The 21,767-nt window shown below is 57.0% G+C and carries 20 protein-coding genes and 1 pseudogene; 16 read left to right on the forward strand and 5 right to left on the reverse strand.

Annotated features, from left to right (window positions below; all coding sequences use genetic code 11):
• Positions 1-126: 126 nt before the first annotated feature.
• From glnH to ybiO, 4 genes are all read left to right on the forward strand, one after another.
• Positions 127-873 carry a glutamine ABC transporter substrate-binding protein GlnH gene (gene glnH, locus ABLV17_RS17465; protein ID WP_015367580.1) on the forward strand — a complete coding sequence of 249 codons (747 nt, stop codon included), beginning with the start codon at positions 127-129 and terminating at the stop codon, positions 871-873.
• A gap of 125 nt (positions 874-998) precedes the next feature.
• Positions 999-1,658, forward strand: a complete 660-nt coding sequence (gene glnP, locus ABLV17_RS17470; RefSeq protein WP_045364618.1) for a glutamine ABC transporter permease GlnP — start codon at positions 999-1,001, stop codon at positions 1,656-1,658.
• Positions 1,655-2,377, forward strand: coding sequence for a glutamine ABC transporter ATP-binding protein GlnQ (gene glnQ, locus ABLV17_RS17475; RefSeq protein WP_015367582.1), 723 nt, complete (start codon positions 1,655-1,657; stop codon positions 2,375-2,377). Before glnP ends, glnQ begins: the two co-directional genes overlap by 4 nt.
• A 111-nt stretch (positions 2,378-2,488) precedes the next feature.
• The gene (gene ybiO / locus ABLV17_RS17480) at positions 2,489-4,687 is read left to right on the forward strand and encodes a mechanosensitive channel protein (protein WP_308957821.1); all 2,199 of its coding nucleotides are present in this window, start codon (positions 2,489-2,491) and stop codon (positions 4,685-4,687) included.
• Here ybiO and rlmF read toward each other — a convergent pair.
• Entirely contained in the window at positions 4,684-5,598 is a 915-nt protein-coding gene (gene rlmF, locus ABLV17_RS17485; RefSeq protein ID WP_113373910.1) for a 23S rRNA (adenine(1618)-N(6))-methyltransferase RlmF, read from the reverse strand. The genes ybiO and rlmF overlap by 4 nt on opposite strands.
• A gap of 97 nt (positions 5,599-5,695) precedes the next feature.
• Here rlmF and ABLV17_RS17490 point away from each other — a divergent pair.
• The 4 genes and pseudogenes from ABLV17_RS17490 to ybiJ all read left to right on the forward strand — a co-directional run.
• Positions 5,696-6,112: pseudogene (locus tag ABLV17_RS17490) on the forward strand (flavin reductase family protein); the annotation flags it as partial.
• A 134-nt stretch (positions 6,113-6,246) separates the two neighbouring features.
• A complete protein-coding gene (locus ABLV17_RS17495) occupies positions 6,247-6,510 on the forward strand; it encodes a DUF1471 domain-containing protein (RefSeq protein WP_308957822.1) in 264 nt (87 codons plus the stop codon).
• Between the two features lie 119 nt (positions 6,511-6,629).
• Entirely contained in the window at positions 6,630-6,896 is a 267-nt protein-coding gene (locus ABLV17_RS17500; protein ID WP_015367587.1) for a DksA/TraR family C4-type zinc finger protein, read from the forward strand.
• 284 nt (positions 6,897-7,180) lie between these two features.
• A complete protein-coding gene (ybiJ, locus tag ABLV17_RS17505; protein WP_015367588.1) occupies positions 7,181-7,441 on the forward strand; it encodes a DUF1471 family protein YbiJ in 261 nt (86 codons plus the stop codon).
• A gap of 102 nt (positions 7,442-7,543) precedes the next feature.
• Here the strand turns inward: ybiJ and ybiB are convergent, their stop codons facing one another.
• From ybiB to rhlE, 3 genes are all read right to left on the reverse strand, one after another.
• Positions 7,544-8,512: a DNA-binding protein YbiB gene (gene ybiB, locus ABLV17_RS17510; RefSeq protein ID WP_308957823.1), complete on the reverse strand. Its 969-nt coding sequence runs from the start codon at positions 8,510-8,512 to the stop codon at positions 7,544-7,546.
• A gap of 50 nt (positions 8,513-8,562) precedes the next feature.
• Complete coding sequence (gene dinG, locus ABLV17_RS17515; protein ID WP_015367590.1) at positions 8,563-10,707, reverse strand: ATP-dependent DNA helicase DinG; 2,145 nt, start codon at positions 10,705-10,707, stop codon at positions 8,563-8,565.
• 195 nt (positions 10,708-10,902) lie between these two features.
• Positions 10,903-12,246 (reverse strand): ATP-dependent RNA helicase RhlE, encoded by a 1,344-nt coding sequence (rhlE, locus tag ABLV17_RS17520; protein WP_087860027.1) that lies wholly within the window; start codon positions 12,244-12,246, stop codon positions 10,903-10,905.
• A 259-nt stretch (positions 12,247-12,505) separates the two neighbouring features.
• Here rhlE and cecR point away from each other — a divergent pair, with 259 nt between their 5' ends.
• The 5 genes from cecR to ABLV17_RS17545 all read left to right on the forward strand — a co-directional run bounded on the left by cecR (position 12,506) and on the right by ABLV17_RS17545 (position 18,223).
• Positions 12,506-13,183: a transcriptional regulator CecR gene (gene cecR / locus ABLV17_RS17525; RefSeq protein ID WP_213317771.1), complete on the forward strand. Its 678-nt coding sequence runs from the start codon at positions 12,506-12,508 to the stop codon at positions 13,181-13,183.
• A complete protein-coding gene (hlyD, locus tag ABLV17_RS17530) occupies positions 13,180-14,172 on the forward strand; it encodes a secretion protein HlyD (RefSeq protein WP_308958745.1) in 993 nt (330 codons plus the stop codon). The genes cecR and hlyD overlap by 4 nt, the downstream gene beginning before the upstream one ends.
• On the forward strand, positions 14,165-15,904 hold the full coding sequence (locus ABLV17_RS17535) for an ATP-binding cassette domain-containing protein (protein ID WP_308958746.1): 1,740 nt from the start codon (positions 14,165-14,167) through the stop codon (positions 15,902-15,904). Before hlyD ends, ABLV17_RS17535 begins: the two co-directional genes overlap by 8 nt.
• Positions 15,894-17,027 (forward strand): ABC transporter permease, encoded by a 1,134-nt coding sequence (locus tag ABLV17_RS17540; protein WP_042895141.1) that lies wholly within the window; start codon positions 15,894-15,896, stop codon positions 17,025-17,027. The genes ABLV17_RS17535 and ABLV17_RS17540 overlap by 11 nt, the downstream gene beginning before the upstream one ends.
• An 89-nt stretch (positions 17,028-17,116) precedes the next feature.
• Positions 17,117-18,223 (forward strand): ABC transporter permease, encoded by a 1,107-nt coding sequence (locus ABLV17_RS17545; RefSeq protein WP_113373902.1) that lies wholly within the window; start codon positions 17,117-17,119, stop codon positions 18,221-18,223.
• Here the strand turns inward: ABLV17_RS17545 and ABLV17_RS17550 are convergent.
• Entirely contained in the window at positions 18,185-18,595 is a 411-nt protein-coding gene (locus tag ABLV17_RS17550) for a YbhQ family protein (protein WP_087860031.1), read from the reverse strand. The two genes, ABLV17_RS17545 and ABLV17_RS17550, sit on opposite strands and share 39 nt — an antisense overlap.
• Positions 18,596-18,726: 131 nt before the next feature.
• Here ABLV17_RS17550 and ABLV17_RS17555 point away from each other — a divergent pair, with 131 nt between their 5' ends.
• Genes ABLV17_RS17555 through ABLV17_RS17565 form a run of 3 tightly spaced genes read left to right on the forward strand, consistent with a single transcriptional unit; the run spans position 18,727 to position 21,691 of the window.
• Positions 18,727-19,488: an endonuclease/exonuclease/phosphatase family protein gene (locus ABLV17_RS17555; protein WP_087860032.1), complete on the forward strand. Its 762-nt coding sequence runs from the start codon at positions 18,727-18,729 to the stop codon at positions 19,486-19,488.
• On the forward strand, positions 19,485-20,729 hold the full coding sequence (gene clsB / locus ABLV17_RS17560) for a cardiolipin synthase ClsB (protein ID WP_271032223.1): 1,245 nt from the start codon (positions 19,485-19,487) through the stop codon (positions 20,727-20,729). Before ABLV17_RS17555 ends, clsB begins: the two co-directional genes overlap by 4 nt.
• Complete coding sequence (locus ABLV17_RS17565) at positions 20,726-21,691, forward strand: lysylphosphatidylglycerol synthase domain-containing protein (protein WP_047049149.1); 966 nt, start codon at positions 20,726-20,728, stop codon at positions 21,689-21,691. The genes clsB and ABLV17_RS17565 overlap by 4 nt, the downstream gene beginning before the upstream one ends.
• The last annotated feature ends 76 nt before the right edge of the window (positions 21,692-21,767 follow it).

Raw genomic sequence — 21,767 nt, forward strand, 5'->3', positions numbered from 1 at the left:
ACCGAAATTGTGCAAGCGATATGAGAGCTCCTGTTGAAAAACAATGGCTTGTAAAACTGGCACGATTTTTTCATTAGGCTACACGTTCTCGCAGGGGCTCGTCCCGTGGATAAAAAAGGAAATACTATGAAGTCTGTATTAAAAGTGTCACTGGCTGCACTGACCCTGGCTTTTGCGGTTTCGTCTCACGCCGCAGATAAAAAACTGGTAGTCGCCACCGATACGGCGTTTGTTCCGTTTGAATTTAAGCAAGGTGATAAATACGTCGGCTTCGATATTGACCTGTGGGCCGCGGTCGCCAAAGAGCTGAAACTGGACTACACCCTGAAACCTATGGACTTCAGCGGCATCATTCCCGCGCTGCAGACCAAAAACATCGATCTGGCGCTTGCGGGGATCACCATCACCGACGAGCGTAAAAAAGCGATCGACTTCTCCGATGGCTACTACAAAAGCGGCCTGCTGGTGATGGTGAACGCGAAAAACAATGACATCAAAGACGTGAAAGACCTGAACGGCAAAGTGGTCGCCGTGAAGAGCGGCACCGGCTCCGTTGATTATGCGAAAGCCAACATCAAAACCAAAGATCTGCGCCAGTTCCCGAACATTGACAACGCTTATATGGAACTGGGCACCGGCCGCGCTGACGCGGTACTGCACGACACGCCAAACATCCTGTACTTCATTAAAACTGCCGGTCAGGGCAAGTTCAAAGCGGTAGGCGAATCGCTGGAAGCGCAAAGCTATGGTATCGCTTTCCCGAAAGGCAGCGACGAACTGCGCGAAAAAGTGAACGGCGCGCTGAAAACGCTGCGTGAAAACGGCACCTACAACGAAATTTATAAAAAATGGTTCGGTACTGAACCAAAATAATAATCAGGACGACTTCCCGCGGCCAATCCGCCGCGGGCTCCACGGCGCCAGGGTCTCTTTCCCCGGCGCCGTATTCGCAGAGGCTTTCTCTGCTTTCGACACGGTAACAGTAACAGGAACACATTATGCAGTTTGACTGGAGTGCCATCTGGCCCGCCATTCCTATTTTGCTGGAAGGCGCCAAAATGACGCTGTGGATTTCGGTCCTCGGCCTGGTTGGCGGCCTTATCATCGGTCTGGTGGCCGGTTTCGCCCGCTGTTTCGGCGGCTGGATAGCCAACCACGTCGCGCTGGTGTTTATTGAAATCATCCGCGGCACGCCAATTGTGGTGCAGGTGATGTTCATCTACTTCGCGCTGCCGATGGCGTTTAGCGACTTACGCATCGACCCATTCACCGCCGCGGTGGTGACCATCATGATCAACTCCGGCGCCTATATCGCGGAAATCACCCGCGGCGCGGTGCTGTCCATCCACAAAGGCTTCCGCGAAGCGGGTCTGGCGCTGGGGCTCTCCCGCCGCGAGACCATCCGCCACGTGATCCTGCCGCTGGCGCTGCGCCGTATGCTGCCGCCGCTCGGTAACCAATGGATTATCAGTATCAAAGATACGTCGCTGTTTATCGTCATCGGCGTCGCCGAGCTGACCCGCCAGGGCCAGGAAATTATTGCCGGTAACTTCCGCGCGCTGGAAATCTGGAGCGCCGTTGCGGTCATTTATCTGATCATCACCCTGGTGTTGAGCTTCATTCTGCGTCGTCTTGAAAGAAGGATGAAAATCCTGTGATTGAATTTAAAAACGTTTCCAAACACTTTGGCCCGACTAAAGTGCTGCACGATATCGATCTGAAGATCAACAAAGGCGAAGTGGTCGTGATCATCGGGCCATCCGGCTCCGGTAAATCTACGCTGCTACGCTGCATCAACAAACTGGAAGAGATCACCAGCGGCGATCTTATCGTCGATGGCCTGAAGGTGAACGACCCGAAAGTTGACGAGCGCTTAATTCGCCAGGAAGCCGGAATGGTATTCCAGCAGTTCTATCTGTTCCCGCACCTGACGGCGCTGGAGAACGTGATGTTCGGCCCGCAGCGCGTGCGCGGCGCGTCGAAGGCGGCGGCGGAAACGCTGGCGAAAGAGCTGCTGGCGAAAGTGGGTCTCGCGGAACGCGCACACCACTATCCATCCGAACTCTCCGGCGGCCAGCAGCAGCGCGTCGCCATTGCCCGCGCGCTGGCGGTTAAACCGAAAATGATGCTGTTTGATGAGCCGACTTCGGCACTTGACCCGGAACTGCGCCATGAAGTGCTGAAAGTCATGCAGGACCTGGCCGAGGAAGGAATGACGATGGTCATCGTAACCCACGAAATCGGCTTTGCTGAAAAAGTGGCGTCACGGCTGATCTTCATCGATAAAGGCCGCATCGCCGAAGATGGCGACCCGCAGGTTCTGGTGAAGAACCCGCCAAGCCCGCGTCTGCGCGAGTTTTTACAGCACGTAGCCTGATGCGCCCGGCTCTCCCCGGCAAAGGGAGAGCCGCTTTCCAGATTCATCCCACCGCTCCTCCTCGTGTGACCCCTTCTATACTTAGCAGTTTGAGATGCAATGGAGGCGCCCATGCCGTGGATCCTACTGTTGCTCGCTGCGCTGTGGATTTCTCCACTGTCGGCGGCGTCATTGCCCGGCATACCGGCGGCGACAACCGACAAAAGCACAGCCAGCGAGCCTGACCTTGAACAGAAAAAAGCCGCCTGGGCGGCATTGGCTGACGTTCTGGATAATCCGGACTCGCGGCAGGAGTTAATCGATGAGCTGCGCAAAGCCGCCGCCACCCAGCCGCCTGCCACCACCCCCACGCTGACCCCGCCAGAAGTCAAAGATGAGCAAACCGTTCTGGAAAGCGTGACGGAAGTTAGCCGTCAGTATAGCGAGCGCCTGTCGTCGCGGTTTTCGCAGCTATGGCGCAATATCACCGGCTCGCCGCATAAGCCTTTCCATGCCGATGCTTTTCGCAATGCCGCTGGCGACTTCCTGCTGCTGGCCGGGCTGGTATTTGCCTTCTGGTGGTTAGTACGCCTGGCGGCGCTGCCGCTGTACCGCAAAATGGGCCATTGGGGAAGGCACAAAAACCGTGAGCGCAATAACTGGCTTCAGTTACCGGCAACCATTGCTGGCGCTTTTATCATTGACCTGCTGCTGCTGGCGCTAACGCTGTTTATCGGCCAGCTGTTAAGCGATCGTTTAAACGGCGACAACCGCACCATTGCTTTTCAACAAAGCCTGTTTCTTAACGCCTTCGCGCTGATCGAGTTTTTTAAAGCCATCCTGCGAGTGATTTTTTGCCCACGGATTGCCGATTTACGCCCCTTCAATATCAGCGACGAACACGCAATCTACTGGAACTTACGCCTCAGCGCCTTGAGTAGCCTGATTGGTTACGGGCTGATCGTGGCGGTGCCGATTATCTCCAACCAGGTTAACGTGCAAATTGGCGCCCTGGCCAACGTCATCATAATGTTGTGCATTACGGTGTGGGCGTTGTATCTGATTTTCCACAACAAACGCGCCATCACCCAGGGGCTTATCCATCTTGCCGACCGCTCGCTGCCTTTCTTCAGCCTGTTTATTCGCGCTTTCGCGCTGATCTGGCACTGGCTGGCCTGTGCCTACTTTATCGTGCTGTTCTTCTTTTCGCTCTTTGACCCCGGCAACAGCCTCAAATTTATGATGGGCGCGACGCTGCGTAGCCTGGCTATCGTCGGCGCCGCGGCGCTGGTATCCGGTATTTTGTCACGCTGGATAGCCAAAACCATCACCCTGTCGCCAGAAACCCAACGCCACTACCCGGAGCTGCAAAAACGGCTCAACGGCTGGATCTCCGCCTCGCTGAAAGCCGCGCGGATCCTGACGGTATGCGTGGCGGTGATGCTGTTGCTGAGCGCCTGGGGACTGTTTGATTTTCAGCAATGGCTACACAATGATGCCGGGCAAAAAACGGTGGATGTCCTGATTCGTATCGCGCTAATCCTGTTCTTCTCCGCCGTCGGCTGGACCCTACTGGCAAGCCTGATTGAGAACCGCCTGTCATCGGACATTCATGGACGCCCGCTGCCCAGCGCTCGCGCCAGAACGCTGCTGACGCTGTTTCGCAACGCGCTGGCGGTGGTCATTACCACCATTACGATAATGATCTTATTGTCGGAAGTGGGGGTGAACATCGCGCCGCTGCTGGCGGGCGCCGGGGCATTAGGGTTGGCTATCTCTTTCGGCGCCCAAACGCTGGTTAAAGATATTATTACCGGCATCTTTATCCAGTTTGAAAACGGGATGAACACCGGCGATCTGGTGACCATCGGGCCATTAACCGGCACGGTGGAACGGATGTCGATCCGCTCGGTGGGCGTGCGCCAGGATACCGGGGCGTACCATATTATTCCCTGGTCTTCGATAACCACCTTCGCCAACTTTGTGCGCGGGATCGGTTCGGTGGTCGCCAACTATGATGTCGACAGGCAGGAGGACCTGGATAAAGCCAATCAGGCGCTGAAGGCGGCGGTAGACGATCTGATGGCGCAGGAGGAGATCCGCGGGCTGATTATTGGCGACCCCTCGTTCGCTGGACTGGTGGGGCTTAGCAATACCGCGTTTACCTTACGCGTCAGCTTTACGACGCTACCGCTGAAGCAGTGGACGGTACGCTTTGCCCTTGATACCCAGGTGAAGCAGCATTTCGACCGCGCCGGCGTGCGCGCGCCGGTACAAACCTGGCAAGTATTGCCGCCGCCGGGCAACGCAAACCCGGCGGCGGAGACTTAAAATGGACGACGGCGCTTTGCGTCGTCCATAAAGCTCCAGGCGATAAAGCGGCTCTGTTTCTGCCCCTGCGCCATCTCTTTTTTCACCACTTTCACCGCGCCGACTTCGGTCAGCAGGCGATACAGCGGCGGCAAATTATCGCCGCGGGAAACCAGCGAGGTAAACCATTTAACCTGACGGCCGAACTGCTGGCTTTCGCGGATCATTTGCGAAATAAAGGCCACTTCGCCGCCTTCACACCACAGTTCCTGCTGCTGGCCGCCGAAGTTCAGTACGCTGTCTTCACCGAGCCCCAGATTACGGCGTTTACGCTCGCCGCCGGCACGCGCGCTGGCGGCGGAATCGTGGAACGGCGGGTTGCAGAGAGTCGCATCATAGGTTTCATTCTTATGAATGATCCCGGTAAAGATTGCCTGGCCCTCTTTCTGGCGACGCAGACGAATTTGCCGCGTCAGCCCTGGGTTGCCGTTGATAATCGCCTGGGCGCTGGCAAAGGCTTGCGGGTTGACTTCGCTACCGGTGAAGCGCCAGCCGTATTCATGCGCGCCAATCAGCGGATAGATGCAGTTCGCGCCGGTACCGATATCGAGAATGCTGGCATTTTTCGGGATCTCGCCGCTATCCTGCGCCAGCAGGTCGGCCAGATGGTGGATGTAGTCCGCGCGTCCCGGCACCGGCGGGCACAAGAAGCCGTCAGGAATATCCCAGTGTTTTACCGCGTAAAAGTGCGCCAGCAGCGCCTTATTCAGCGCCTTCACCGCCAGTGGGTTAGCAAAATCAATGGTTTGCTCACCGACCGGATTCAGGGTGATGTAGCTTTGCAGCTCGGGATGAGTCTGGCACAGCGCTGGCAAATCATAGCGTTGGTGATGACGGTTACGCGGGTGCAACCCCGGTTTTTCGGCTTTCATGGCAATCTCCTTTCAACAGCCGCGTAAGATACCCGTTGACGGCGGCGCGGTAAATAAGGGAGTCTGGATATCTTCTTATTTCGTTTTCTGGTGCCCTATGTACTTCTATCAACCTGCCGAAGGCCACGGCCTGCCGCACGACCCGCTGAATGCTATCGTCGGGCCGCGCCCCATCGGCTGGATCGCATCGCTCGATAACGCAGGGCAACGCAATCTCGCCCCCTACAGCTTCTTCAACTGCTTTAACTATCGGCCACCGATCATCGGTTTCGCCAGCGGCGGCTGGAAAGACAGCGTGCAGAACATTGTTGAAACAAAAGAGTTTGTCTGGAATCTGGCTACCCGGCCACTCGCCGAAGCGATGAATGAAACCTCCGCCTCTATTCCGCGTCATGAAGATGAGTTCCTGCGCGCCGGATTGACCGCCGCGCCGAGCCGGATCGTCCGCGCTCCGCGTGTGGCGGAAAGCCCGGTCCACTTCGAATGCCGCCTGACGCAGTGTATTCAGTTGACGCGCGCCAGCGGGCGAATGCCCGGGCGGCATTAAGCGCGTAAAGTGGTTGTTTGCCCACTCTTATTTATCCGGTGGTTCTGCGCATCACGACCTAAACTTATGGTATGTCCCATGCTGTTAATGAGGATATAGCCATGAGAACCTTTCTGTTCGTACCCGCTTTTATCGCCCTTGCTCTTCTCTCCTCATTCACTTTGGCCAACACCGCTGAAACCGCTCCGGTGGCCGTTGGTCCGCTGCGCCCGTCCGGCTCCGTTTCCGCCTCCGGCGCCAGCACCCTCGACGACTTACAAGCGCAACTGGCGCAAAAAGCCCACCAGCAGGGGGCGATTGCCTGGCGAATAAACGCCGCTGGCGGCGGCAACAAATTAGCCGGCAGCGCGATAATTTATAAATAATCCTTCTGCCCTCGTCGGGAATACGCAGCCGGAAATCCCGCCTCCCTGGACTTGGCTGCGCCTTTTTCGCCCCCATATTTTCTATACTGTTTATAGATTGCAAACACGAGGAGCGCATCATGGCATCAGGTTGGGCAAACGATGGAGCCGTCCAGGATCAAATTGACAGCACGGTAAACGATGCCGTCGCCCGCGCCCGCAGCGAGCTTCCTGGCGGAGAGAGCAACAAATTTTGTGAAGAATGCGGAGAGCCCATTCCGGAAGCGCGGCGCAAGGCGCTCGCCGGGGTCAGATACTGCGTGAAGTGCCAGCAGGATAAAGATTTACATAACAATACATATTCAGGATATAATCGCCGCGGTTCCAAAGACAGCCAGCTGCGCTGACCTTCCTTTACCGTTCATTACCGCTGATTGCGCTATCTTTTCACGCACGTTTTTTGGCGAAAAAAGTGGCAAAATGTGCCTTTAGTTGTCATGGCAACTAGTTTGTCCTTCTAGCGCAGCAATAGCGTAAAATAATTTATTAATAATCAATAAATTATTATTCATTCAAAAAATTCGATGAAGACTGTGAATTTCCTTCGATTTTATCTCGCGACAAAAAACGTGATACTTATCACATCGACGGAACATCGTCCCCCTACAGAACACACTGCGAGAGATTAATTATGAAAAACATCAAATACGCTGCCGCTGCTATCGCCCTTTCCGCTCTGTCTTTCGGCGCATTCGCCGCTCAGCCGGTAACCCCAGCCCAGGCAGAAAGCATGAATAAAATCGGCGTTGTTTCCGCTGAAGGCGCAACAACACTGGATGGTCTGGAAGCCAAACTGGCTGCTAAAGCCGATGCCGCTGGCGCAACCGGCTACAGCATCACCTCCGCTAACACCAACAACAAAGTTAGCGGTACCGCGGTTATCTACAAATAATCGCAGCAATACTCTGAAATGCCACTGAATTAACCCTGAAAAGACCTTTTAAATACCCTTGTTTGCCCGTCCGAGCCACCGGACGGGCTTTTTTTTGTCCGTTTACCAGCGTTCGGCAACCTGCGCCAGGCCATTGGCGAGCGAACTCGCCTGACCGGTGGCGACCAGGCAGCAGGCAAGCTGAATTTTCAGCGACTGCGGAACCGGCTCGCTACCGCTCACGCAGCGCTCAATCCAGCGCGCGGTAATTTCAGGATCTTTGGATTCCGGCAATGCCACTTTTTCCTGCACACTCTCGTCGGCCCGCTCATGCAACACTCTGGTTCCCGCCGCATCAATCAGGTTAATTTGCGGGCAGCGCTGCGGGTTGGCATAGACTTCACCTTCGGTACCGTGCATCAGCAGCGCCCGGCCACCGATCTGCGTAAAGAACGCCGCGACCTTGCCGACATATTCCGGATGCGACACGCTCGACAGCCGCAGCGCGGCATCTTCAGCGAACGGAGTCGCCAGCTTGGCCAGCGTATGCGCGCTGTTGCGCACCCCCATCCGCCAACGCAATGCCAGCTGCTTTTCCAGCGGCGGGCACAGCGCCCCGACCGGGATATAGACCGGCTCATGGCTGTCGAGACGCGCCTGGGCCTGACCCGCGTGGGTGGTGGCCGGGATCCCCATCAGCGCAAAAATGGTCTCGGTCAGGACGCGGGTTGGATCATGACTGACGCCATGAACCACCACCGGGAAACCGAGTTTATGCAGCAGTACCGCCAGCAGCGGCGTCAGGTTGGCCTGTTTGCGCGCGCCGTTATAGCTGGGGATAACAATCGGCATCGGTTTCGCTACCGGCGGCGTCAGGCGGATGGTCTGTAGCTGCATCGCCTCATAAAAGCCCTGCATTTCGGCTTCGCCTTCGCCCTTGATGCGCAGCGCAATGAGAATAGCGCCCAGTTCCAGATCGTCCACTTCGCCGTTTAACATCCGCGTATACAGCGCACGGGCCGTGACTAAATCCAGGTCGCGAGCGTGATTTTTGCCGCGCCCGACTTCTTTGATGATTTTGGTGTAATCCATCGACTTGCTCCCTCCAGCGGTAGGCTCCGCCGACCGCACCGCTTATGCGCTTAGCGGCGTCGGCGACGCGTCTGTTTTGCTTTGCTTTTTACTATAACCTCGGGAACGCCCGGCTGCTCTATGGGAAATACCGGTAACGCATTTAACAATCGCGCGCCGTAATTTTTAGTCAGCAGGCGCTTATCGTAAATAATGACTTCGCCCCAGCACTGATGGCTACGGATCAGGCGCCCGACCTGTTGAATCAGGTTGAATGAGGCGCTCGGCAGGCTTTGCACCTCAAAGGGATAGCGGTTGAGGCTTTTCAACCACTCGCCTTCGGTGATCACCACCGGGCTGTCGATCGGCGGGAAGGCGATTTTATGGATATGCACCTGGCTTAACAGCTCGCCTTTTAAATCCAGCCCTTCGGCAAAAGATTGCAGGCCAACCAACACGCTGCGCTCGCCGCCTTCAACGCGTTTACGATGCAGCTCGACCAGTCGATAGCGCGGCTGGTCGCCCTGCACCAGCAGCATCAGGCGCAGATCGGTAACATGTTCCAGAAAGCGATTCATGGCCCGCCCGCTGGCGAACAGCACCAGCATACCAAGATGCTTTTTGCTCTCGACCTGCTCACGGAAAAAAGCCGCCATTTCGGCGATGTGCTGCTCTTCATTATCAATAAGCGGCTCATAGCGCATTTGCGGAATAATGATTTTTCCCTGCTCGACGTGATTGAACGGCGAGTCCAGCGCCACGAAACGATCGCCCGCTTTCTCTTTCAGGCCGCTCATCTCCTGCAGGCGCGAGAAGCTATTCAACGAACGCAGCGTCGCCGAGGTGACGACAATATGCGGCACGCTGCGCCACAGCAGACGTTCGAGCTGATCGCTGACGCGGATTCCCACGCAGTGGAACCAGACATGGATCTGGCCATCGCGAATCTCGCGGGTGGCCCACTTGGTCACCGGCGCGCCGGAAGACTGCGCCATTGAGGCCAGCCGCCACAGCTTGCTCTGACTTTCGAACATGCCAAGGGCCCGGTTCATCTGCAGCAGGATACGATGCAGGCGCACCACGTCGTGACTGCCGGTCTTTTCGCTAAGATCGTTGAGAAACAGCTCCGCCAGCCCGCGCAGCATTTCGGTGAGCTTGGCCAGCCGCTGGCAAATCTCCATCACTTCCTGCGGCAGTTCGCCCATCGGGAAGCGATGCTCCGCCTCCTGGGCGGCAGGCATATAGAGATTGAGAATATTATTGAGCGAGGCGATAAGCTCATACAGCTCTTCGCAGTGTTCATTTAACCGTTCCGGATTGGCCAACGGCGGCGTGGTCTTCGGACGGAATTGCTCCATGCAGGTCGCCACCAATTTGCTGAACAGATCCAACTGCAGCCGGTACCAGGGCGCGGTTATCTCCGCGCTCATCTCTAAGGCGTCGCGGGCGACGTCCGGCAGATGGTGGCCTTCGTCGAGCACCAGCAGCAGGTTTTTCGGCTCTGGCAGCACCGCTTCGCTCTCCATGGCCGCCATCACCAACGCATGGTTGGCCACCACCACTTCCGCTTCCTGGATTTCGCGCCGGGCGACGAAGAATGGGCATTCGCGGTAGTAGTGGCAGTTGCGGTTAAGACAGCTGGCTTTATCGGTGCTTAGCCGCCCCCACAGGGCGTCATCAATGGGCTTGTCGGTATGATCGCGCAGGCCGTCCCATTTATAGCCGTCGAGATCGGTTTTCAGCGTCGCGCAGAGCTTTTGTTCGGCCTGGTTTTTTGGCGTCAGATCGTCATCGAGGAACGCCAGCAGATCCTGCTGCGTCGCCTCGGTACTGGCCAGCGCCGCCAGATTACGCGGACAAACGTAGCGACCACGGCCAAAGGCGGCGGTAAAGCGCAGGTCGGGAATAATCTTGCGCAGCAGCGGCAGGTCTTTACTGTAGATTTGATCCTGCAGCGCGACGTTGGCGGTACTGACCACCAGCGTTTTTTGTTCCTCACGGGCGATGGCGATGCCGGGGATCAGATATGACAGCGTTTTGCCGACGCCGGTCGGCGCTTCGATAGCCAGATGCCGTCCCTCTTCCCCGGCGAGCGTTTTCGCCACATCGGCGATCATCTGCCGCTGCGGGGCTCGGGGGATAAAGTCCGGGATCTGTTCCTGAAGCGCCTTATACCAGGCGGCGATTTGCGCTTTAAGCGCAGCGGTCAAAGCCATGAGAAAACCTGAATACTGTATAAACAGCCACTATTGTGCCATTTTTGCCGGCCAGGAGGTATTGCTTTCTGTAGAGGGTGGAATCGCGCTCGATAAAAAACGCAATGAACGGCAAAGAAACGGCCCGCCGCCGCGCATGCGGACAAACGAGCCGTGATGATGCCTGAGCGCTTTATCGTCCCAGGCAACAGCGTCTTATTCGCCGGCAGGTTTACGTGGGCGACGACGACGCGGTGGTTTACCGTCCTGGGTACGCGCTTTCGGCGCTTCGCCATCCTGACGACGCGGCGCCTGCTGGCTACGGCCCTGGCTCTGACCGCCGCGCCCTTGCCCCTGACCGCGACCACCGCCGCCGCCACGCTGCTGACGACCGTTTTGAATCGGCTCCGCTTTAATCGACGGATCCGGCTCGTAACCGGCAATAGCAATACGCGGGATCTCTTTTTTCAGCAGGCGTTCGATATCACGCAGCAGCTTATGCTCGTCCACGCAGACCAGCGACAGCGCTTCGCCGGTCGCCGCCGCGCGGCCGGTACGGCCAATACGATGCACGTAATCTTCCGGCACGTTCGGCAACTCATAGTTAACCACGTGCGGCAGCTCTTCGATGTCGAGCCCGCGCGCGGCGATGTCGGTGGCGACCAGCACACGAATGCCGCCGGATTTAAAGTCAGCCAGCGCACGGGTACGCGCGCCCTGGCTCTTATTGCCGTGGATGGCGGCGCTACGGATACCGTCTTTATTCAGCTGCTCCGCCAGATGGTTGGCGCCGTGCTTGGTGCGGGTAAAGACCAGCACCTGCTGCCAGTTGCCTTCGCCAATCAGCTGCGAGAGCAGTTCACGCTTACGTTTCTTATCCACAAAGTGAACGTGCTGGGTGATCTGCTCAGAGGCGGTGTTGCGGCGCGCCACTTCGACTTCCAGCGGGTTATGCAGCAGTTTTTCCGCCAGCGCTTTGATTTCGTCGGAGAAGGTAGCGGAGAACAGCAGGTTTTGACGACGCGGCGGCAGTTTAGCCAGCACGCGGCGAATGTCGTGGATAAAGCCCATATCCAGCATGCGGTCGGCTTCATCCAGTACCAGCACTTCGACTTTATCCAGGCTGACCGCGTTCTGATGTTCAAGGTCCAGCAGACGGCCCGGGGTGGCGACGAGGATATCGACGCCGCCGCGCAGTTTCATCATCTGCGGGTTGATGCTCACGCCGCCGAAGACCACCAGCGAGCGGATATTCAGATATTTGCTGTAGTCGCGGACGTTCTCGCCCACCTGCGCCGCCAGTTCGCGGGTCGGCGTCAGGATCAGAGCGCGCACCGGACGGCGCCCCTTCGCGTGCGGCTGCTCCTGGGTCAGGCGCTGCAGCAGCGGCAGCGTAAAACCGGCGGTTTTGCCGGTCCCGGTCTGGGCGCTGGCCATCAGATCGCGGCCCTGCAGTACTGCCGGGATCGCCTGCTGCTGGATAGGGGTCGGCTCAACGTAACCCTGCTCGGCGACGGCGCGCAGGATATCGGGATTCAGGCCAAGGGAATCAAAAGACATAACAACTCCGAACCGCCCCGGCCCGTTTAAGGGCGTAGTTTTCAGGGAGATTATTGCGATAGAGATGGCAAAAACCACAATGCCATGAAGGGGCGCAGTCTAGCAGATTTTGTGACGAACCGCATAAAATATCCCCGCAGGAATTACCAGCAAAATAATGCTCGCTTGCGCCGGGTCACTTTTAGTATTCACCATTGTGGACAGTTCAGCGAATCGCCCCTATTCTTAATCAATCGATTGATTAATTTTTTTAGGCGCGATGAATAATACTTCCGTGACCAGTAAAGGCGAACAAGCCAAAAACCAGCTTATCGCCGCCGCTATCGCGCAATTCGGCGAGTATGGCCTCCATGCGACGACCCGCGATATCGCTGCGCAGGCCGGGCAAAATATCGCCGCCATCACCTATTATTTCGGTTCGAAAGACGACCTGTATCTCGCCTGCGCGCAGTGGATCGCCGACTGTATCGGCGAGAATTTCCGCCCGCATGCCGAAGCGGCCGAAGCCCTGCTCGCCCAGACGAAGCCAGACAAACCGGCGCTGCGGGAATTGATTCTGCGCAGCTGTCGCGATATGAGTCTGCTGCTAACCCAGGACGATACGGTCAACCTCAGCAAATTTATTTCTCGCGAGCAGCTCTCGCCAACCGCGGCTTACCAGCTTATTCACCAGCAGGTTATCGCCCCGCTACATAGCTATTTGACCCGGCTTATCGCCGCCTGGACCGGGCGCGATGCCAACGATACGCAGATGATTCTGCACACCCACGCCCTGCTTGGCGAGGTACTGGCCTTCCGGCTCGGGCGGGAAACCATTTTACTGCGTACCGGCTGGGCGCAGTTCGATCAACAAAAGGCTGAACAAATTTTTCAGGTGATTACCTGTCATATCGATTTCATTCTGCAAGGGTTAGCGCAAAGGAGCCTGGGATCATGAAAAAACCCGTCGTCGTTCTACTGGTCGTCATCGTGCTCGCCGCGATCGGCGGCGGCTGGTGGTGGTATCAAAGCAGCCAAGCGAAAGATCTCACTCTCTACGGCAATGTCGATATTCGTACTGTGAATATGAGCTTCCGCGTCGGCGGACGGCTGGCAGCCCTGAACGTCGATGAAGGCGATGAAATTCGCCGCGGGCAAACCCTCGGCGAACTGGACCGCGCGCCGTATGAAAACGCGCTGCAGCAGGCGCAGGCCAATGTCTCTACCGCCCAGGCACAGTACGATTTGATGATGGCGGGTTATCGTGCCGAAGAGATTGCGCAGGCGGCGGCCGCGGTTAATCAAGCGCAGGCCGCCTGGGTCTACGCGCAGAATTTTTATCAACGTCAGCTCGGTCTGCGCGCCAGCAGCGCGATTTCCGCCAACGACCTCGAAAACGCCCGTTCTTCACGCGATCAGGCGCAGGCGACCTTAAAGTCAGCGCAGGATAAGCTGCGTCAATATCGCGCCGGTAACCGCCCGCAGGAAATTGCCCAGGCCAAAGCCAGCCTTGAACAGGCGCAGGCGGCCCTGGCGCAGGCCAAACTGGACCTGCATGATACCGTGCTGACCGCGCCTTCCGACGGCACCTTGATGACCCGCGCCGTCGAACCCGGCACCATGTTAAACGCCGGCGGCACGGTGCTGACGCTGTCATTAACCCGTCCGGTTTGGGTACGCGCCTACGTTGACGAGAAAAATCTTGGCCAGGCGCAGCCAGGGCGCGAAGTACTGCTGTATACCGATAGCCGGCCGAACAAGCCCTATCATGGTAAAATCGGCTTTGTCTCCCCCAGCGCCGAATTCACGCCAAAGACCGTGGAAACACCGGATTTGCGCACCGATCTCGTCTACCGCTTGCGCATCGTGGTGAACGACGCCGACGCCTCGCTGCGTCAGGGCATGCCGGTGACCGTCTCCTTCAGCAACGGAAACGGGCATGAGTAAGGACGTCATTACCTTTAATGGCCTGAGCCGTCGTTTTCCAGGTATGGATAGGCCGGCGGTCGCGCCGCTGAACTGTACGATTCACTCAGGCTACGTCACAGGGCTCGTCGGCCCCGATGGCGCTGGGAAAACCACCCTAATGCGAATGCTGGCCGGTTTACTTAAGCCCGATGAGGGCAGCGCCAGCGTAATCGGCTTCGATCCGCTCAAGGACGACAGCGCGCTGCACGCGGCGCTCGGCTATATGCCGCAGAAATTTGGCCTGTATGAAGATCTGACGGTGATGGAAAACCTGAATCTGTACGCCGATCTGCGCAGCGTCACCGGCGAGGCGCGGAAGAAAATATTCGAGCGCCTGCTGGAATTCACTTCTCTTGGCCCTTTCACCGGGCGATTAGCCGGCAAACTCTCCGGCGGCATGAAACAAAAGCTGGGGCTCGCCTGTACGCTGGTGGGCGATCCTAAAGTACTGTTGTTAGATGAGCCCGGCGTCGGGGTCGACCCTATTTCGCGCCGCGAGCTGTGGCAGATGGTGCACGAACTGGCCGGCGACGGCATGCTAATTTTGTGGAGCACCTCTTATCTCGATGAAGCAGAGCAGTGCCGGGATGTGCTGCTGATGAACGAAGGTAAATTGCTTTACCAGGGTGAACCGAAGGCGCTGACGCAAACCATGGCCGGGCGCAGCTTTCTGGTCTCCAGCCCACAGGAAAACAACCGCCGCCTGCTGCAGCGGGCGCTAAAACTGCCGCAAATTAGCGATGGCGTGATTCAGGGCAAATCGGTGCGTTTGATCCTGAAAAAGGAAGCCCGCATTACTGAGGTTAAGCAACATGACGACATGCCGCCGCTACAGGTGGCCGAAACCGCGCCGCGTTTTGAAGACGCCTTTATCGACCTGTTAGGCGGCGCCGGAACCGCCGAGTCGCCGTTAGGAGAGATTATTCATCACGTTGACGGCAGCAAAGACGAAACGGTCATTGAAGCACGGTCGTTAACGAAAAAGTTTGGTGATTTCACCGCCACCGATCACGTGGATTTCCAGGTTAAGCGCGGTGAGATTTTCGGCCTGCTCGGCCCCAACGGCGCCGGCAAATCCACGACCTTCAAAATGATGTGCGGCCTGCTGGTGCCGACCGACGGAAAAGCGCTGGTGCTGGGCATGGATCTCAAGGTTAGCTCCGGTAAAGCGCGCCAGCATCTGGGCTATATGGCGCAAAAATTCTCGCTGTACGGCAACCTCAGCGTCGAGCAGAACCTGCGTTTTTTCTCCGGCGTTTACGGCCTACGCGGCCGGGCGCAAAATGAAAAAATCGCGCGGATGAGCGATGCCTTTGGCCTGAAAAGTATCGCCGGCCACGCCGCCGACGAGCTACCGCTCGGCTACAAGCAGCGGCTGGCGCTGGCCTGCTCGCTGATGCATGAACCCGACATTCTGTTCCTCGATGAACCCACCTCCGGCGTCGACCCGCTTACTCGCCGCGAATTCTGGCTGCATATCAACAGCATGGTCGATAAAGGGGTCACGGTGATGGTGACTACCCACTTTATGGATGAGGCGGAATACTGCGACCGCATCGGGCTGGTCTACCACGGTAAGCTTATCGCCAGCGGCACGCCGGACGCGCTGAAGGCGCAGGCGGCGAATGACAGTCAGGCGGATCCCACCATGGAACAGGCGTTTATTACCCTGATTAACCAATGGGACAAGGAAAACGGTCATGAGCAATAGCATTCTCTCCTGGCGACGGGTTCGCGCACTGTGCGTCAAAGAGACCCGGCAGATTGTCCGCGATCCCAGCAGTTGGCTGATTGCGGTGGTGATCCCCCTGCTCCTGCTGTTTATCTTCGGCTACGGCATTAACCTCGACTCCAGTAAACTGCGGGTCGGCGTATTGCTGGAACAGCAGAGCGAAGAGGCACTGGATTTCGTCCATACCATGACCGGCTCTCCCTATATCGACGCCACCGTCAGCGATAATCGCCAGCAGTTGATTGAGCTGATGCAGGCCGGACGCATTCGCGCGATGGTCGTCATTCCCGTCGACTTTGACCGCCAGATGGCCCGCGCCGGCGCCAATGCGCCGATTCAGTTGATTACCGACGGTAGCGAGCCTAATACCGCTAACTTCGCGCAGGGCTACGTCGAAGGTATATGGCAGATTTGGCAACAGCAACGGGCGGAAGACCGCGGTGAGACCTTTGAACCGCTTATTGACGTGCAGATGCGCTACTGGTTTAACCCGGCGGCCATCAGTCAGCACTTTATTATCCCCGGCGCAATTACCATCATCATGACCGTGGTCGGCGCGATATTGACCTCGCTGGTGGTAGCGCGTGAATGGGAACGCGGCACCATGGAAGCGCTGCTATCCACTGAAATCACCCGTGCCGAACTGCTGCTGTGCAAGATAATTCCCTACTATTTTCTCGGCATGCTGGCGATGTTGCTGTGTATGCTGGTATCGGTATTTATTCTCGGCGTGCCCTATCGCGGCTCGCTGCTGATTTTGTTTGTCATCACCAGCCTGTTTTTGCTCAGTACGCTGGGAATGGGGTTACTGATCTCGACCATTACCCGCAACCAGTTTAACGCCGCACAGGTCGCGCTGAACGCCGCTTTTTTACCGTCAATTATGTTGTCCGGGTTTATTTTCCAGATAGACAGTATGCCGGCGGTGATCCGCGCGGTGACCTACGTGATCCCGGCGCGTTACTTCGTCAACACCCTGCAAAGCCTGTTTCTGGCGGGCAATATTCCGGTGGTACTGCTGGTGAACGTGCTGTTTTTGATTGCTTCGGCGGTGATGTTTATCGGCCTGACGTGGCTTAAAACCAAACGGCGTCTGGATTAACCCTGGCGCTCGAATTTTGCCCGGTGGCGCTACGCTTACCGGGCCTACGGTAAGTTTCGGTCGCCCGGGTCCGACATGAGGAAGGTTCTATGTTTCATCGTTTATGGACATTAATCCGCAAAGAGCTGCAGTCGCTACTGCGTGAACCGCAAACGCGGATGATTTTAATCATGCCGGTGCTGATTCAGGTACTGTTGTTTCCCTTTGCCGCCACGCTTGAGGTGACCAACGCTACCATCGCTATCTATAACGAAGATAGCGGCCGCCACGCGGTGGAGCTCACCCAGCGCTTTGCCCGCGCCAAAGCCTTTACTCACGTTCTGCTGCTGAAAAGCCCGCAGGCGATCCAGCCGACCATCGATGAACAAAAAGCCCTGCTCGTGGTGCGCTTCCCGGCGGATTTCTCGCGTAATCTCGACAACTACCAAACCGCCCCGCTACAGCTACTGCTCGACGGGCGTAACTCCAACAGCGCGCAAATCGCCGCTAACTATCTACAGCAGATTGTTAAAAACTATCAGCAGGATCTGCTGCAGGACAAAGCGAAACCGAACAACAGCGAACTGGTGGTGCGCAACTGGTACAACCCGAATCTCGATTATAAATGGTTCGTGGTGCCGTCGCTTATCGCCATGATCACCACCATCGGGGTGATGATCGTAACGTCGTTGTCGGTGGCACGCGAGCGCGAACAGGGCACCCTCGATCAGCTGCTGGTCTCACCGCTCGCCACCTGGCAAATCTTCGTTGGCAAAGCGGTACCGGCGCTGATTGTCGCCACGATGCAGGCGACTATCGTGCTGGCGATCGGCATCTGGGCCTATCAGATCCCATTTGCCGGCTCGCTGCTGCTGTTCTATTTCACCATGCTGATTTACGGTCTATCGCTGGTGGGCTTTGGCTTATTGATTTCTTCGCTGTGTTCAACCCAGCAGCAGGCATTTATCGGCGTGTTCGTTTTTATGATGCCGGCGATTCTGCTTTCCGGCTACGTCTCACCGGTTGAAAACATGCCGCAATGGCTACAGGACGTCACCTGGATAAACCCTATCCGCCATTTTACCGATATCACCAAGCAAATTTATCTGAAGGATGCGAGTCTGAAGATTGTGTGGGGAAGTTTGTGGCCGCTATTAGTCATAGCGGCCACTACCGGCTCAGCGGCGTATGCGATGTTCCGAAGAAAGATTGCGTAGTTTTTTATCTTTCGCCAGCAGCGATACCACCGCCGGGCCTGCCAGTATGACCAGCCCGGCGAGGGCCAGCAGCAGGTTGTTGTGCAACACGCGCGACAACAACCAGAGCACTATCATGGCGGCGCCGAAGTACCAGGTTGTGGTGAGCTCCTCAAGGAAGTCCCCCACGTCGCGCCAGCGCGCTTCATGGTGACGCTGCAAATACAGCATCGCCAGCAGCGTGACGCCGTACAGTACGCACAGCCCTAATCCGACGCGCACCAGCGCGCCGCTCATCCAACCCATCACCAGTACTGCCACGACCAGTAGATGCAACATAATCTGCCAGCAACTAAGACCCGTTGCGACGCGTACACGTTGTTGCCACTTCATGGCTTCTCTCCTGAAGGATTTTTCTCTGCTACTCAGAGTACCGCACTTTACGGAAAATTCCGTATCACCGCATCTTTTTGTGACGTCTACTACACTATTTTATTCAGGAAAGTGACATTAACTGGAGAATTATGGCTGAGCCAACGTCGCGAATTTCGGTGAACGTGCTGACAATTAACACTCATAAAGGCTTTACGGCGTTTAATCGGCGTTTTATTTTGCCCGAACTGCGCGAGGCCGTTCGCAGCGTCAGCGCCGACATAGTTTGCCTACAGGAAGTGATGGGCGCGCACGAAGTGCACCCTTTGCATATCGAAAACTGGCCTGATACCACCCATTACGAGTTTCTTGCCGACACCATGTGGAGCGATTACGCATACGGGCGCAACGCGGTCTACCCCGAGGGTCATCACGGCAATGCTGTGCTGTCGCGCTTTCCCATTGAATACTATGAAAATCGCGATATTTCGGTCGGCAATGGCGAAAAACGAGGCCTGCTTTACTGTCGCATCGTACCTCCGCACAGCGGCGTGACGATCCACGTCATCTGCGTGCATCTCGGTCTTCGCACGCACCAGCGGCAGGCGCAGCTAACGATGCTGGCGGAATGGGTCAATACGCTACCGGCAGACGATCCGGTGGTGGTAGCTGGCGACTTCAACGACTGGCGCCAGCAGGCTAATCAGCCATTAAAAGCGCAGGCAGGGCTTGAGGAGATTTTTACCCGCGCCCGCGGGCGGCCGCTACGCACCTTTCCGGTCGCTTTCCCGCTGCTACGACTCGATCGTATTTACGTTAAGAATGCTCATGCCAGCCATCCGAAAGCGCTGGCGCTTAAACACTGGCGGCATCTGTCCGATCATGCGCCCCTGAGCGTGGAGATACATCTGTGAAATGTCGCTGGCAGGAAGGCAATCGTATTACCCTACTGGAGAATGGCGACCAGTATTATCCGGCGTTATTCGCCGCCGTTGGCCGCGCGCAGCGCAAGGTGATCCTTGAATCCTTTATCTGGTTTGAAGATGAGGTGGGCTGGCGCCTGCATGCGGTGCTGCTGAAAGCCGCCCGCCGGGGGATTCAGGTGGAAGTACTGCTCGACGGCTACGGCTCGCCTGATCTCAGCGATGAGTTCGTCGGCGAACTCACCGCCGCTGGCGTGGTCTTCCGCTACTACGATCCGCGCCCGCGGCTAATGGGTATGCGTACCAATTTATTCCGCCGCATGCATCGAAAAATCGTGGTGATTGACGACACAACGGCGTTTGTCGGCGGCATCAACTACTCTGCCGAGCACATGAGCGATTACGGTCCGGAAGCGAAACAGGATTATGCCGTTCAGGTTGAGGGGCCGGTGGTGCTCGATATTCTCCAATTCGAGCTGGAGAACCTGCCCACCAGCGAGGAGGCCCGCCGCTGGTGGCGTCGCCGTCGCCATCAGCCGGAAATTAACCAAACCCCTGGCGAAGCGCAGGCGCTGTTTATCTGGCGTGATAATCACGAACATCGTGACGATATTGAACGGCACTATCTGAAGATGCTGACCAGCGCCCGCCGCGAGGTCATCATCGCCAACGCCTATTTCTTTCCCGGCTACCGTCTGCTGCACGCCATGCGCAATGCCGCCCGGCGCGGCGTACGGGTCAAGCTGATTGTCCAGGGCGAGCCGGATATTCCGATTGTTAAGTTTGGCGCCCATCTGCTGTACCACTACCTGATTAAAGGCGGCGTTCAGGTGTATGAATACCGCCGACGTCCGCTGCATGGCAAGGTAGCGCTGGCGGACGACCACTGGGCCACCGTCGGTTCAAGTAATCTCGACCCGCTGAGTCTGTCGCTGAATCTGGAGGCCAATCTGATTATCCACGACCGCGAGTTCAACCAGACCCTGCGCGATAACCTCAACGGCCTTATCGCCAGGGACTGCCAGCAAATAGATAAATCCATGCTGCCAAAACGCAACTGGTGGCGGCTCGGCGTCAGCGTACTGGCGTTCCACTTTCTGCGCCACTTCCCCGCCTGGGTCGGTTGGCTGCCGGCGCACACCCCGCAGTTGGCCAGGGTAAGCCCGCCGGTGCAGCCGGAAATTGAAACCCAGGATCGGGTAGAAACGCAAACCAGAGACAATCCGCTATGAGCAAATCGCATCCCCGCTGGCGGATGGCGAAAAGAGTGCTGACCGTGCTCTTTTTTATCGCCGTCATCGTATTGCTGGTGATTTACGCGCAAAAGGTCGACTGGCAGGATGTATGGAAGGTTATCCGCGGCTACGATCGTCTGGCGCTATTTAGCGCCGTTGGGTTGGTTATCGTCAGCTACCTGATTTATGGCTGCTACGATCTGCTCGGGCGCGCCTGGTGCGGCCATAAGCTGGCAAAAAAACAGGTGATGCTGGTATCGTTTATCTGCTACGCCTTTAACCTGACGCTGAGCACCTGGGTTGGCGGGATCGGAATGCGCTATCGGCTATACTCGCGGCTAGGGCTGAACGGCAGCACCATTACCCGTATTTTCTCGCTTAGCATTACCACCAACTGGCTGGGCTATATTCTGCTGGGCGGCGTCATATTCACCGCGAATCTGGTGACGCTGCCGCCGCACTGGTACATCAGTCAAACTACGTTACGTATTATTGGCGGCGTTCTGCTGCTTTTTACCCTGCTCTATCTTTTCGCTTGCGCCTTCGCTAAACGCCGCCACATGACGATTAAGGGGCAGCGGCTGGTGCTGCCCTCTTTTCGTTTCGCTCTACTACAGATAGGGATTTCCGCGGCGAACTGGATGGTGATGGGGGCGATTATCTGGCTGCTCCTGGGCAGCGAGATTAACTATTTTCTGGTGCTGGGCGTGTTGCTGGTGAGCAGTATCGCCGGCGTGATCGTTCATATTCCCGCCGGAATTGGCGTGCTGGAGGCGGTGTTTATCGCCATGCTCTCCGGCGAGTCGATTTCGAAGGGGGCGATAATTGCCGCTCTGCTGGCGTGGCGCGCGCTGTACTATTTTCTGCCGTTGCTGCTGGCGACCGTCGCCTATCTGGTACTGGAGAGTCGGGCGAAAAAGCTGCGGCAGAAGAACGAACGCAAGCTGGCCCGCGGATGAAACGGCCCGGTTGCGCTTACCGGGCGACATTTTTGCGGATTGCCTGGATTGGTAGCCCGGATAAGGCGCATCGCGC

It is taken from the genome of Klebsiella sp. CN_Kp091, from assembly GCF_040065095.1.
In the GTDB taxonomy this organism is placed as follows: Bacteria; Pseudomonadota; Gammaproteobacteria; order Enterobacterales; family Enterobacteriaceae; genus Klebsiella; species Klebsiella aerogenes.

Bases quoted from the DNA above. Each gene is read 5' to 3' on its own strand.
- glnP (WP_045364618.1), top strand. From the start codon at position 999: ATGCAGTTTGACTGGAGTGCCATCTGGCCCGCCATTCCTATTTTGCTG.
- ABLV17_RS17555 (WP_087860032.1), top strand. From the start codon at position 18,727: ATGGCTGAGCCAACGTCGCGAATTTCGGTGAACGTGCTGACAATTAAC.
- dinG (WP_015367590.1), bottom strand. From the start codon at position 10,707: ATGGCTTTGACCGCTGCGCTTAAAGCGCAAATCGCCGCCTGGTATAAG.
- ABLV17_RS17545 (WP_113373902.1), top strand. From the start codon at position 17,117: ATGTTTCATCGTTTATGGACATTAATCCGCAAAGAGCTGCAGTCGCTA.
- glnH (WP_015367580.1), top strand. From the start codon at position 127: ATGAAGTCTGTATTAAAAGTGTCACTGGCTGCACTGACCCTGGCTTTT.
- ABLV17_RS17495 (WP_308957822.1), top strand. From the start codon at position 6,247: ATGAGAACCTTTCTGTTCGTACCCGCTTTTATCGCCCTTGCTCTTCTC.
- ABLV17_RS17540 (WP_042895141.1), top strand. From the start codon at position 15,894: ATGAGCAATAGCATTCTCTCCTGGCGACGGGTTCGCGCACTGTGCGTC.
- ybiJ (WP_015367588.1), top strand. From the start codon at position 7,181: ATGAAAAACATCAAATACGCTGCCGCTGCTATCGCCCTTTCCGCTCTG.
- ybiO (WP_308957821.1), top strand. From the start codon at position 2,489: ATGCCGTGGATCCTACTGTTGCTCGCTGCGCTGTGGATTTCTCCACTG.
- ABLV17_RS17550 (WP_087860031.1), bottom strand. From the start codon at position 18,595: ATGAAGTGGCAACAACGTGTACGCGTCGCAACGGGTCTTAGTTGCTGG.
- hlyD (WP_308958745.1), top strand. From the start codon at position 13,180: ATGAAAAAACCCGTCGTCGTTCTACTGGTCGTCATCGTGCTCGCCGCG.
- ABLV17_RS17500 (WP_015367587.1), top strand. From the start codon at position 6,630: ATGGCATCAGGTTGGGCAAACGATGGAGCCGTCCAGGATCAAATTGAC.
- ABLV17_RS17535 (WP_308958746.1), top strand. From the start codon at position 14,165: ATGAGTAAGGACGTCATTACCTTTAATGGCCTGAGCCGTCGTTTTCCA.
- rhlE (WP_087860027.1), bottom strand. From the start codon at position 12,246: ATGTCTTTTGATTCCCTTGGCCTGAATCCCGATATCCTGCGCGCCGTC.
- cecR (WP_213317771.1), top strand. From the start codon at position 12,506: ATGAATAATACTTCCGTGACCAGTAAAGGCGAACAAGCCAAAAACCAG.
- ybiB (WP_308957823.1), bottom strand. From the start codon at position 8,512: ATGGATTACACCAAAATCATCAAAGAAGTCGGGCGCGGCAAAAATCAC.
- ABLV17_RS17565 (WP_047049149.1), top strand. From the start codon at position 20,726: ATGAGCAAATCGCATCCCCGCTGGCGGATGGCGAAAAGAGTGCTGACC.
- rlmF (WP_113373910.1), bottom strand. From the start codon at position 5,598: ATGAAAGCCGAAAAACCGGGGTTGCACCCGCGTAACCGTCATCACCAA.